Origin of the sequence: Burkholderia sp. BCC1640, from assembly GCF_902833125.1 — a bacterium.
Classification (GTDB): Bacteria; Pseudomonadota; Gammaproteobacteria; order Burkholderiales; family Burkholderiaceae; genus Burkholderia; species Burkholderia diffusa.
In genome coordinates this window covers 300,014-312,863 of the sequence record NZ_CADFEF010000003.1, presented here as the reverse complement: position 1 = coordinate 312,863, position 12,850 = coordinate 300,014, and the positions used below count along the sequence as shown (strand labels likewise).

General features: G+C 68.8%; 9 protein-coding genes. 3 read left to right on the top strand and 6 right to left on the bottom strand.

The features are described 5' to 3' along the window. Positions 1 to 35 precede the first annotated feature (35 nt). A complete protein-coding gene (locus HWX25_RS05795) occupies positions 36 to 1,490 on the bottom strand; it encodes a TAXI family TRAP transporter solute-binding subunit (RefSeq protein WP_175907615.1) in 1,455 nt (484 codons plus the stop codon). Between the two features lie 452 nt (positions 1,491 to 1,942). Here HWX25_RS05795 and HWX25_RS05790 point away from each other — a divergent pair, with 452 nt between their 5' ends. The 3 genes from HWX25_RS05790 (at position 1,943) to HWX25_RS05780 (ending at position 7,085) form a co-directional block, all read left to right on the top strand. After that, positions 1,943 to 2,308 (top strand): BON domain-containing protein, encoded by a 366-nt coding sequence (locus HWX25_RS05790; protein WP_059820137.1) that lies wholly within the window; start codon positions 1,943 to 1,945, stop codon positions 2,306 to 2,308. A gap of 237 nt (positions 2,309 to 2,545) precedes the next feature. Then, the gene (locus tag HWX25_RS05785; protein ID WP_175907614.1) at positions 2,546 to 4,636 is read left to right on the top strand and encodes a D-(-)-3-hydroxybutyrate oligomer hydrolase; all 2,091 of its coding nucleotides are present in this window, start codon (positions 2,546 to 2,548) and stop codon (positions 4,634 to 4,636) included. Positions 4,637 to 5,249: 613 nt separating this feature from the next. Further along, entirely contained in the window at positions 5,250 to 7,085 is a 1,836-nt protein-coding gene (locus tag HWX25_RS05780) for a peptidase S1 (RefSeq protein ID WP_059820139.1), read from the top strand. Positions 7,086 to 7,242: 157 nt separating this feature from the next. On the opposite strand, the gene HWX25_RS05775 is transcribed toward HWX25_RS05780, so the two are convergent. The 5 genes from HWX25_RS05775 to HWX25_RS05755 all read right to left on the bottom strand — a co-directional run bounded on the left by HWX25_RS05775 (position 7,243) and on the right by HWX25_RS05755 (position 12,546). After that, positions 7,243 to 8,031 carry a sulfite exporter TauE/SafE family protein gene (locus HWX25_RS05775; RefSeq protein ID WP_175907612.1) on the bottom strand — a complete coding sequence of 263 codons (789 nt, stop codon included), beginning with the start codon at positions 8,029 to 8,031 and terminating at the stop codon, positions 7,243 to 7,245. A gap of 279 nt (positions 8,032 to 8,310) precedes the next feature. Then, positions 8,311 to 9,750 (bottom strand): DHA2 family efflux MFS transporter permease subunit, encoded by a 1,440-nt coding sequence (locus HWX25_RS05770; protein WP_175907610.1) that lies wholly within the window; start codon positions 9,748 to 9,750, stop codon positions 8,311 to 8,313. 127 nt (positions 9,751 to 9,877) lie between these two features. Beyond that, positions 9,878 to 10,612, bottom strand: a complete 735-nt coding sequence (locus HWX25_RS05765; RefSeq protein WP_175907608.1) for a DsbA family oxidoreductase — start codon at positions 10,610 to 10,612, stop codon at positions 9,878 to 9,880. Between the two features lie 180 nt (positions 10,613 to 10,792). After that, positions 10,793 to 11,587, bottom strand: coding sequence for a PAS domain-containing protein (locus HWX25_RS05760; protein ID WP_059530436.1), 795 nt, complete (start codon positions 11,585 to 11,587; stop codon positions 10,793 to 10,795). Beyond that, the gene (locus HWX25_RS05755; protein ID WP_175907607.1) at positions 11,584 to 12,546 is read right to left on the bottom strand and encodes an ornithine cyclodeaminase family protein; all 963 of its coding nucleotides are present in this window, start codon (positions 12,544 to 12,546) and stop codon (positions 11,584 to 11,586) included. The genes HWX25_RS05760 and HWX25_RS05755 overlap by 4 nt, the downstream gene beginning before the upstream one ends. Positions 12,547 to 12,850: the final 304 nt, after the last annotated feature.

The window sequence follows — 12,850 nt, the reverse complement described above, 5'->3', positions numbered from 1 at the left end:
CCGCGCGGATGCAGCAATGATCGCGGATCGGCCGCTCATGCGGAACCGGGAGTCGCCCGAGGGGGCTCGCCGGCCGGCGGCGCCGCCGCGCCGCCGCGCGTCGCGGCGAGGCCGCCGGCGCCGGGTGTGCCCGACGTGCCCGATGCGGCGTCGTGGTCCTGCGCGGTGAGCCGCTCGCGCACGAAGCCGATGTGCTCGCGCAGCACGTAGAACTGCCCGGCATACGCGAGCGGCATCTTCATTCGATTCACGGCTTCCTCGATGTCGTCGAGTTCGTCGAGCAGATGGACGCGCTCCTCGGCCGTATGCTCGCCGAGCGCGCGGCGCTCGAGCGCGATCAGCGCGCCGTACCAGCGGTAGATACGCGAACGCACGCGCCAGCCGTACAGCGACGGCACCAGCCGCAGCCCGGGAATCAGCACGACGATCAGCGGCACCACGACGACCAGCAGCCGGTCGACGAGACTCGCGACCCAGAACGGCAGCCGCCGGTACAGGAAGGTCTTGCCCGACTTGTAATAGCGCGCCGCGTCATCCGACAGCGGGAAGCCGCGCGTGACGGCCGACGGGAATTCGCCCGCGTGCTGCAGGATCGTCGCGTGGCCGTGCACTTCGCGCGCGGCCTCGATCAGCAGGTCGGACAACGCGGGGTGCAGCGAATCGCGCGCGACCAGCTCGATCGTCGGCGCGACCGTGTGGATGTCGGCGGGCGGCAGGTTGCGGCCGAGATCGTAGACGCCCATCGGCAGCGTGATCGCGGTCAGGTACGGAAAGCGCCGCGCGTACGCCTCGGCCTGCGTGAACGAGTACACGTGCACGCCGGGCGCGCGGAACAGCTTCGCCATCACCGGGATCTGCGTCGAGTCACCGGACAGGAAGGCGGCGTCGATCGTGCCGTCGAGCAGCGCGGTCGCGGCGTCCTCGCCGGCCGTCGGCAGCAGCTCGGTCGAGCCGCCCGGCACGATGCCGTTCATCTTCAGCAGCGCCAGGCTCAATTCGCGCGCGCCGCTGCCTTCCGCGCCGAGCGCGAGCCGCTTGCCCTTGAAGTCGGACAGGCGCGCGACCAGCGGGCCGCGGTACATGATCGCGAGCGGCACGTAGCCGATGCTGCCGAGCGATACCAGATGCTCGTCGCGCTCCTTCGGGCCGATGCCGCTCTGCACGAAGCCGACGTCGACCGGCGCATTCGGGTTCGACAGCCGCGCGAGGTTCTGCGCGGATCCTTCGGATGACTGGACGTCGAGCGTGACGCCGTTCTTCGCGAGGATCGTCTTGTATTTCTGCGCGGCGTTCCAGTAGGTGCTGCCCGGCGGGCCGGACGAAATCACGAGCGTGGACGGCGGCGCCGGCTGGATCAGCTTGACCGCGAGCCAGACCGCCGCGACCGCGAGCAGCACGGTGGGGCCGATCGACAGCGCGAGATCGCGCCACGACACCGCGACGAAGCGGGCGAGGATGCGGCGGGGCGGGCGAGGGCGGGCTGGCTTCATGACGTGGCGGATGACACGGGCGTGACGCGTCGATGACGGGCGTCACGGACGATGTACGCGATGCAGGGTCTGGCGGCGATGGTACCCGGTTTCACCCGGCATGCGCGAGTTCGGCGCGGTGGCGCGGCGCGGGACGCGGGCGCGCGAGCCGGCCGCCGCCGGGCGCTCGCGCGTCAAAAGCTTTGCGCTTCGGCGGGCGCTGGATTACATTGTGCGTCGCAGCCGCGACCGATTCGCGCGCGACCCGGCACGCAATAGACCGGGCGCGTCCGGCCGGCGGCTGTCCGGCCCGGCCGGCCCGCATTCGCGTGCGCCGGTCGCCGGCCCGTGCCGCCTCTCTCGCATCGCCGTGGAAATCATCGGCCATCCCGCCCGTTCGCGCGCGGGCCGGCCGCCTTTGGGGGTATCCGGCCGTACTGTGCACGGCCGTTCCGAAGTCATAAGGAGATAGCATGAAGTCGATCGTGTTGAGAGCGTTGGGTGTTGCGGCCGTGGCGGCCTGTCTGTCGGGCAGCGTATATGCGCAGTCGAGCGACGCGGCGGCAACCGAGGCGCCGGCTGCGGCAGCGAGCTCGCCGAAGGCCGCGGCCAAGACCGCGAAGAAGGCGAACCGCCAGCTCGGCTACGCGGTGCGCAAGGCAATTACGAAGGCTGGCGGCATCGACGTGGCAAACCTCGTCGTGCGCTCGAAGGGCGGCGCGATCTCGCTGGAGGGCACGGTGCCCGACCAGGCACAGATCGACAAGGCGGAAGAGGCAGCGAAGAGCGTGAAGGGCGTGACGTCGGTCTCGAACAAGCTGACGGTCCAGCAGCAATGATGCTGGGCGGCGGCGCGCCAGCGCCGCGCGCCCGCTTGCGGCGGGCCCCGGTGTACCGGGGCCCGTTTGCGCTTTAGAATGCCTCGGGCCTGCCGCTTTGCGCCAGGCCCCCCCGAACGGGTATCCCCAAGGGTCTTCCTTCGGGACGGAAAGTGCTGGACGGCCCGGCGTTTCTTCTGAGGCCGTGAGCCGCGCACGACGCAGCGGCGGACCGATAACGATATCGAGAGGTCGGCAATGACGACGCACGGGTGGGGCAGTCGGATTCTCTTGGGCGCGGCGCTGGTCGCGGTCGCGATGCTCGGCGCCTGCAACGGCGACGATTCGGGCGAGCGCAACCGGCTGCCCGGTTTCGTGTCCGGCAGCGTGCGCACGACCGCTTACGACGGCTCGAGCGACGATCTGCTGACGGCTGGCCTCGGCAAGACCGGGCTCGCCACGGCCACCGCGCCCGCGTTCGCGAATCCGTCCCGGCCGACGAGCGCCGAGTTGCGCCGGGTCGCGATCTGGTCGAACTACCGCGCGCTCGTCGACATGAGCGCCAATGGCGGCTACGGCCGTTTTTGGGGGCCGAACGTCGACCTCGACGGCAACGACACGCTCGGCGAGGGCAAGATCCCCGGCACCGAATATCTCGCGTATTCCGATGACGGTAGCGGCCGCAAGAACGTGACGCTGCTCGTGCAGGTGCCCGCGAGCTTCGATCCCGCTCAGCCATGCATCGTCACCGCGACGTCGTCCGGTTCGCGCGGCGTGTACGGCGCGATTTCGGCGGCCGGCGAGTGGGGCCTCAAACGCGGCTGCGCGGTCGCATACAACGACAAGGGCGGCGGCAACGGCGCGCACGAACTCGGCACCGACACGATCACGCTGATCGACGGCACACTCGCCGACGCCGTGCTCGCCGGCAACGCCAGTCTCTTTACCGCCAACGTGACGAGCGGCGACCTGGCCGCGTTCAACAGCCGCTTCCCGAACCGCTACGCGTTCAAGCACGCGCATTCGCAGCAGAACCCCGAGCAGGACTGGGGGCATGTGACGCTGCAGTCGGTCGAATTCGCATACTGGGCGCTCAACGAGCAGTTCGGGCCGCTGCTCGACGGCTCGCATCACGGCGTGCGGTACCGCCCGGGCGACATCACGACGATCGCCGCGTCTGTCAGCAACGGCGGCGGCGCGGCGCTCGCGGCGGCCGAGCAGGACACGCGCCGCTGGATTACCGCGGTCGTGGTCGGCGAGCCGCAGGTCAACGTGCGGATGGCGCCGAACGCGGTCGTGCGCGAGGGCGGCCAGCCGGTGCCGTCGTTCGGCCGGCCGCTGGCCGACTATGCGACGCTCGCGAACCTGCTGGAGCCGTGCGCGGCCGCATCGGCGTCGCTCGGGGGCGCGCCGTACCTGAGCGCGCTGCCTGCCGCCACCACGCAGTCGATCCGCGCGCAGCGCTGCGCGACGCTCGCCGCGGCGGGGCTCGTGTCGGGCGCCGATACGCAAAGCCAGGCCGCCGACGCGCTCGCGCAACTGCATGCGGCCGGCTATCTCGCCGATTCCGACCTGCTGCAGGCGCCGATGTGGGATTCGCAGGCGATCCCGGCGATCGCGGTCACCTATGCGAACGCGTATACGCGCTCGCGCGTGACCGACAATCTGTGCAATTTCAGCTTCGCGACCACCAGCGCGGCGACGGGCACGGTCGCGCCGCCCGCCACGTCGCCGATGCCGGCCGTGTTCGGTCTCGGCAACGGCGTCCCGCCGACCGCCGGCGTCAGTCTCGTGTTCAACACCGGCGCGGGTGTCGACCACCGGCTCGCGACGCCCGATGCGAGTTTCGCGGGCGCGCTGTGCCTGCGGCAGCTGTGGACCAACGGAATGCTCGACATGCCGGCGAACGTCGACGCGGTGCGCGTGAACGCGAACCTGCAGGGCAAGCCCGCGATCATCGTGCAGGGCCGCAGCGACGCGCTCGTGCCCGTCAATCACGCGTCGCGCGCATACGTCGCGCAGAACGGCATCAGCGAAGGCGGTCGCAGCCAGCTCGTGTTCTACGAGGTGACGAACGGACAGCACTTCGATGCGTTCCTGCCCGTCGCGGGCTTCGACACGCGCTTCGTGCCGGTCCACTACTACAACCTTCAGGCGCTGAACCTGATGTGGCGGCACCTGAAAAGCGGTGCCGCGCTGCCGCCGTCGCAGGTGATCCGCACGGTGCCGCGCGGCGGCACGCCGGGCGCCGCGCCGGCGTTGACGAACGCGAACCTGCCGCCGATCTCGGCGTCTCCTGGTGCGAACGCGATCACGACCGGCGCTGGCGCGATTGACGTGCCGCTCTGACGGCGCACGCCGCGCCGCGATACGGAAGCCGGACAGTCGTCCGGCTTTTTTCTTTTCAGCGCCTGGAATCCGTCCCCGCACTGGCCTTTATCGGAATGGCGCGCGCTGTAACAAATTATTACTTTACGGCGGAAAACCCGGAATTTATTATGCGCCGATATTTTCACTTAATTTAATAAATTCCCGTAAAGACAATATTCCTTTCCGTATAGTTAATCGATCCTTTCGATCTTATTAAATCGGCTCGAACTGCGATTGGTCGCCGTTTGGCGATTGATCGGCATTTCGCCGAGGGGGATTGTTCGTCTGTTGGAAGCGAAGGCGCCTTGTCTGGCGGGCTTTGCGGGGAATGCTTTTGCTTGCTGTTTCTCGCGCATGCGGATGATGGGGCTGAATTCGCATTGCCGCGCATTATTGAATCGTCGTTTGCAATGGAATTGATTCCATTGCGCGGTCGCAGAATATGGGTGGGGTAAATCGTGCCGATCGGTATTCGCCGATCCGGTAAAAAACTCGGAGTGCATCGCAAAACGAATGCGCTCCCGGTGCGGAGCGCCGGCGCAAATGATCCTTTGCGACCGGCGGTATTTATCGTTCTGTTCGAGAGGCAATAATGACGACACTGAAGTCCTTGAAAGACGGTTTCGCGCTATTTGGAACGACACTGAGCCTGCCGCTCGCCGCAGCCGCGGCCGCGGCGCTGCTCGTCACCGGGTGCGGCGGCGACGACGGGTCCGGCCCGACCGCCGCCACCGCGGCGGCCGCGACGACGTCGAACGGCAGCACGGCGGCTACCAGCAATGCCACGGCCGCCGTCCCGGCCGACCAGCCGTACGTCGACAACGACGTGTACGGCACCGGGCCGAACGACGCGGTCACGGATTCGACCGAAGGGGCCGCGGTCGTGCACCGCCAGGTCACGATCGGCGGCAAGACCGTCCAGTACACGGCCACCACGGGCCACCTGACCACCATCGATCCGATCACGTCGGCGCCGAACGCGAAGATGTTCTACGTCGCGTACACGCAGGACAACCCGGACCCGTCGAAGCCGCGCCCGGTCACGTTCTTCTACAACGGCGGCCCCGGCTCGTCGTCGGTCTACCTGCTGCTCGGCTCGTACGGGCCGAAGCGCCTGCAGTCGTCGTTCCCGAACTTCACGCCGCCGGCCCCGTACAAGCTGCTCGACAACCCGGACAGCCTGCTCGACCGCACCGACCTCGTGTTCATCAATCCGGTCGGCACCGGCTACTCGGCGGCGATCGCCCCGGCGAAGAACAAGGACTTCTGGGGCACCGACCAGGACGCGCACTCGATCGATCGCTTCATCCAGCGCTACCTGACCAAGTACTCGCGCTGGAACTCGCCGAAGTTCCTGTATGGCGAGTCGTACGGCACGGCGCGTAGCGCGGTCGTGTCGTGGGTGCTGCATGAGGACGGCATCGACCTGAACGGGATCACGCTGCAATCGTCGATCCTCGACTACGCGAACGCGCTGTCCGCGCCGGGCACTTTCCCGACGCTCGCGGCCGACGCGTTCTACTGGAAGAAGACGACGCTCAACCCGACGCCGACCGATCTCGACGCGTACATGGTGCAGGCCCGCAACTACGCGGACAACACGCTCGCGCCGCTCGCGCAGAAGCCGAATCCGCAGGACGGCGGCTTCGTGAACGTGCGGCTGAACCTGAACCTGCAGACCGCGCAGCAGATGGGCTCGTACATCGGCACGGATCCGACGTCGCTGATCCAGACGTTCGGCAACCCGGCCGCGCTCGGCAACGTGCCGTCGTCGGACGACAACCCGCCGTACACGTTCTTCCTGACGCTCGTACCGGGCACGCAGATCGGTCAGTACGACGGTCGCGCGAACTTCACGGGCAAGGGCATCGCGCCGTACATCCTGCCGAACTCGGGCAGCAACGATCCGTCGATCACGAACGTCGGCGGCGCGTACACGGTGCTGTGGAACAGCTACATCAACACCGACCTCAAGTACACGTCGACGTCGTCGTTCGTGGACCTGAACGACCAGGTCTTCAACAACTGGGACTTCAGCCACACGGACCCGACCGGCGCGAACAAGGGCGGCGGCAATACGCTGTACACGGCCGGCGACCTGGCGGCGACGATGAGCGTGAACCCGGACCTGAAGGTGCTGTCGGCGAACGGGTATTTCGATGCGGTCACGCCGTTCCACCAGACCGAGCTGACGCTCGCGCAGATGGCGCTCGATCCGACGCTCAAGGCGCAGAACCTGACGATCAAGAACTACCCGTCGGGCCACATGATCTACCTGAACGACGCGTCGCGGACCGCGTTGAAGGGCGACCTCGCCAACTTCTACGACGGGATCCTCGCGAATCGTACCGCGCTGCAGCGCGTGCTGAAGCTGCAGGCGCGCACGCAGCAGCTCAAGCAGCAACAGTTGAAGCAGCAGGGGCAGTAAGCATCGCGTTGCGGCCCGCACGGTCCGGCCTTGCGCCGGGCGGTGCGGGTTCGCGAGGCCCCGGATGGACGACAGCCCGATCGGCGCAGGCCGGTCGGGCTGTTTTTTTTCGGAGGATGGCGGTGCCGGCGGCCGAGGCGGCGCCCGGCGGTGCGCCCTACGCGAGCACGAGCCGCACGCCGACCGCGACGAGCGTCGCGGCGAGCAGGTTGCGCAGCAGCCGTTCGGGCGCGCGCGCCGACAGCAAGCTGCCGAGCACGATGCCGGGCAGCGAGCCGAGCAGCAGCGACAGCAGCATCGACCAGTCGACCGAGCCGAGCAGCCAGTGGCCCATGCCCGCGACGAGCGTGAGCGGCACCGCGTGCGCGATGTCGGAGCCGACGATGCGCGTGGTCGCGAGCATCGGGTACAGCAGCAACAGCACGGTGACGCCGATCGCGCCGGCGCCGACCGACGTCATCGACACGAGCACGCCGAGCACGGCGCCCGTCAGCACCGTCGACCACAGCGTGCGCGCGGGGCTCGGCGCGAGCGGGTTGCGCGCGGCGAGCGCGGTCAATTGCGGACGGAAGATCAGCGCGAGCGACGTGAGCAGCAGCGCGACGCCGAGCACCAGCTGGATCAGCCGCGCTGTGCCGGGCGAATTCATCCCGTGCGTGTGCAGCACCCACAGCGTGACGGCTGCGGCCGGGACGCTGCCGGCCGCGAGCCGGCCGGTGATGCGCCAGTCGATCGACCCCTTCAGCCCGTGGACGAGCGTGCCGGTGGCCTTGGTCGCGGCCGCGTACAGCAGGTCGGTGCCGACCGCCGTCGCGGGGTGGACGCCGAACAGCAGCACGAGGATCGGCGTCATCAGCGAACCGCCGCCGACGCCCGTCAGGCCGACGAGAATGCCGACGAACAGGCCGGACAGGGAGTACAGCAGATCGATATGGGGAAGCGACATCGGAAGCAGGCGGTTATGCGGCGTTCGGCGGCGGCGCGCGGCCGCGGCGCGCGCATCAAAGTCCGCCATTGTCGCAAAAGTGGCGCGTCGGTGTACGACTACGTTAAAAATCGGCCGGGAAGGCTTGCTGGACGGGCCGTTGGTGGCGGGTGAAACGGTCGTTTGAATGAGGCCGGGCCTGACGTGGCCGTGCGCCGGCGTCGGCGGGTGTTTCGCCGATGGTTTGCTATCGGGCATGACGGGGGCGACGCGCGCCCCCGGTTCAGGCACGGACGGCCGTCAATGCATCGCGGGACCGACGCCGGCAACGGCGTCCTGGCGGCGGATGCGCAGCGCGAGGCCGAGCAGCCCGGCCGCGGCCGCAAAAGCCGCGCCGACCGCGAACGCGGCGTGGTAGCCGCCGTTCAGCGCGTCGAGCGGCGTGGCGTGCGCCGCCGCGAGCGCATCGGTGCGCGCGGCGGCGAGGCTCGCGAGCACGGCGAGGCCGAGTGCGCCGCCCATCATGAACGCGGTGTTGACGATGCCCGACGCGAGCCCCGAATCGGCCGGGTCGACATCGCTCATCGCGGCGAGCAGCACCGGATTGAACGCGACGCCGGCGCCGATGCCGAGCAGCGTCATGCCCGGCAGCACGTGCCAGATGAAGCTGCCGTCCGCCGGCGCGCGGGAGAACAGCGCAAGGCCGCACGCCGCGATCAGCAGGCCGGCCGCGATCGGGCCGCGGATGCCGAAGCGCATCACGATCCGCGCCGACAGCCCGAGCGAGAACGCGGCCATGATCAGGTTCGCCGGCAGGAACGCGAGCCCGACCTGCAGCGGCCCGTAGCCGAGCACGCGCTGCATGTAGAGCGCGGACAGGAAGAACCACGCGAACATGGCCGCCGCCCACAGCACGCCGATCACGTTCGCGAGCGCGACGTTGCGCGCGGCGAACAGCGTGAGCGGCATCAGCGGATGCGCGACGCGCGCCTCGATCGCGATGAACAGCGCGAGCAGCACGACGGCCGCGCCGATCAGCACGACGGTCTGCGTCGACAGCCAGCCGGCCTCGTTGCCGCCGACGATCCCGTAGACGGCGAGCATCAGCGACGCGGTCACGGTGATCGCACCCGCGACGTCGAGCCGCGCGGCGCCGGCCGGCGCGCGCATGCGCGGCAGCAGCGCGACGCACATCGCATAGACCGCGATGCCGATCGGCAGGTTGACGAGGAAGATCCAGTGCCACGACAGCGTGCTCGTCAAGAGCCCGCCGAGCAGCACGCCGATGCTGCCGCCGCCCGCGCAGACGAAGCCGTAGACGCCCATCGCGCGCGCCCGTTCGCCCGGTTCGGTGAAGAGATTCATGATCAGCGACAGCGACACGGCCGACACGATCGCGCCGCCGAAACCCTGCACCGCGCGCGCGGCGATCAGCATCGCCTGCGATTGCGCGAGGCCGCAGGCGAGCGATGCGAGCGTGAACACGACGAGGCCGGCGAGGAACATGCGTCGCTGGCCGTACAGGTCGCCGAGGCGGCCGCCGAGCAGCAGGCAGCCGCCGAACGTCAACAGGTACGCGTTGACGACCCACACGAGGGCCGTCTCGGTGAAGTGGAGGTCGGTGCTGATCGACGGCAGCGCAACGTTCACGATCGTGCTGTCGAGCACGATCATCAGCACGCCGAGGCAGAGGACGATCAGCGCATACCAGCGCTTCTCGCCGTGGATCCCGTGGGTCATGGGTTGGCCGCCTTCTCTCTGATAGTTATTTGAAAGGCTGCATTGTAGGCGTCATTCGCGCGCGCTTCCTGCCGGTTTATGGCAGGAGCGACGCGTAGCGGCGGCGCGCGTCGCGCGGCGCCGGAGGTTATCCGCGCGGCGGCAGTTCGCAGCCGTCGGGGCCGCACGCGGCGGCGTCGTCGCCGGCGAATTCGACGATGGCGCCGTCGCGCCACGCCTGCTCGAGCGCCTGCGCGAACACGTCGGCCGGCTGGGCGCCCGATACCGCGTAGCGGCCGCCGAACACGAACAGCGGCACGCCGCGTCCGCCGATCTGCGCCGCGCGCGCGATGTCGGCCTCGACTTCGTCGCGGTACGCGTCGCTGCGCAGCACGGCTTCGATGGCCGAGCGCTCGAGCCCCGCTTCGACCGCGAAGTCGATCAGCGACGCGTGGTCGAACAGCGAGCCGTGCTCGCAGAAATAGGCGCGGTACAGCCGCTCGGTCAGCGCATGCGCACGGCCGGTCGCCTCCGCGAGTTTCACGAGCCGGTGACCGTCGAGCGTGTCGCCGACGAACGTGCCGGGCAGGTCGTAGCTCAGCCCGACGCTCGCGGCCGCATCCGTCACCTGACGCAGCATCTGGTCGACCTGCGCGGGCGACATCCGGTACTTGCCCGCGAGCATCGCCTCGACCGGTTCGACCGGCTGGCCCGGCATCAGCCGGTACGCGCGCAGCGCGACGTCGACGTGCTCGGCGTGCGCGAACGCGGCGAGCGCCTCATCGAAGCGGCGCTTGCCGATCCAGCACCATGGGCAGATCAGGTCGGACCAGATTTCGACGGTCAGGATCGGGCGGGCAGTCGGGGCAGGGGTGGTCGTCATGAGCGGTCCGGGGCGGCAAATAAATGTAACCGGGACTATATCACTTTATGCTTCGATGCTTCGTCGGCTCGCCCGGGCGGAGCGGGGCGGCCCGGATGCTTCACGAAGCATAGACACGGACCGGGTGTACCGGTAGCGATTGTCGATGCCAGTGGCGCCGCCGCCCGCTGCGCGCGCCGCTTACACGTCGCCCTGCGTTTCCTTCAGATGTTTGAGGTGCTTGTAGACGGTCGCGCGCCCCATCCCGAGCACGTTCGCGACGTAGTTCGCGGCGCTCTTGCCGCGGAACGCGCCTTCCGCGTACAGCGCCTCGACGAGCTCGCGCCGGTGCTCGCGCGTGAGCCCGTTCAAGCCGACCTGCCGCTCGCGCAGCCAGCCGTGCAGGAACGTGTTGATGCGTTCCTGCCAGTCGTCGCGGAACAGCTCGTCCGGTTGCGCGACGATGCCCGCGCCCTTGATGAAGACGTCGAGCGTCGCGCGGACGTCGTCGAACACTGCGATGTTGAAGTTGATGCACATCATCCCGGCCGGGCGGCCTTCGTCGTCGAACAGCACGTTGCTCACGCAACGCATCCGCCGGCCGTCCCAGTTCAGCTTTTCGTACGGACCGATCACGCGCTCGCGCGCCGAATGATCGATTTCCTCGAGTGCGGAGTCGTCGCCGACCTCGCGCTTCGACAGGTTGTTCGCGAGATACAGCACGGTCTGGTCGTGCAGGTCGTGAATCACGACTTCCGCATACGGGAAGAACAGCGCCGCGATGCCGTCGGCGATCGGTGCATAGCGGGTGAGCAGCAGGTCTTTGACGGGGGATTGCTTCTTGCGCATCGGAATCGCCATCTCGGGTGAGCGGGGGCCGGGCGGTGCGTCGGCGCGGCGCGCCGGCGTGCCGTCGACCGGCTGCTCCGTGCGCCCGCGCGCTGCCGCCGCGGCGGTTGCGCCATTGTATCGGCCCCGCGTGCGCGCGCCGCTCATGCGCGCGTCAGATGCGTGTACAGCGCATGGGCGATCGCGATGTCCTCGAGCCCGAGGCCGATCGAGCGGAAGAATGCATGACGCGTGCGCGACGGCGCCGCGCAGGTGCCGGCGACGAGCGCGGGCAGGTCGCCGACGATCCGCTCGGGCGTCCAGCCGTGCCCGGCCGCCGCGATCTGCATCTCGCCCGCGCTCGCGGGCGTCGTGTGCCGGTAGTCGCAATACACGTCCATGTCGGGCAGCCACGCAGGCGGGATCTCGTGCGCGCGCGCGACGTTGGTGCTGATCGACGTGACGAGCGCGGGGCGCGTCAGCATGCCGTCGGCGAGCACCGGCGTGCCCGACGACGTGCACAGCATCACGACGTCCGCGTCGCGCACGCACGCCTCGATGCTGGCGGCCGCACGGGCCCGCGGATCGATCCGCGCGAGCGTCGCCCGCAGCGCCGGGTCGCCGGCGAGCGCGGGCGAATGAACGCTGATCGACGCCCAGTCGCGCAACGCCGCGGTGTGGCGCAGATGCGCGAGGCCGACCGCGCCCGTGCCGATCACGGCGAGCCGGCGCGCGTCGCGCGGCGCGAGGCAGTCGACCGCGAGCGCCGTCGTGCCGGCCGTGCGCTCGACCGTCAGCAGCCCCGCGTCGCACCACATCAGCGGTTGGCCGGTGCGCATCGACATCAGCGCGGTCCATGCGGTGACGATCGGTTTGCCGCCGGTCACGACATACGGCGACAGCTTCGCGCCGAACACCTGCTCGTCGGCGAGCGCGCCGAGATACGTGATGAAATCGCCGGCCTGCTCGGGGAACAGCGTGAGCGTCTGCGTCGGCTGCACCGCGCGGGCCGACGCGAGCGACGCGAACATGCGGCGCAGCGTGCCGAGCACGTCGAGCGACGGCAGCGCCGCGCGCACCGCGGCTTCGTCGACGGTCAGCGGCAGGGTCGGGGCGGGTTGCGTCATGGGACTTCTCCGGTCGGGGCCGGACAGGACAGTCTCCAAATAGCGCGTCCGGCGGTGTTCGTGATGGACTAAAAGTCTAATATAGACAAATTAAGTTTGGTGGATTTTTCTTTTCAGGAGCGGGAGGAGTCGATTCCTTCGGAAAAAACATCGATAAATCAACGACGCGGAGCATGGCCGACGGCATTTCACGGGACTGCGTGAGCGCCGGATTATCGTATCCCCTATAGTCTATAGTAGACTAAGAGTCTATATTTTCGCGTGCAGACCGGCGTGCCGTCGCACGATGACCGGTCTTCATCGC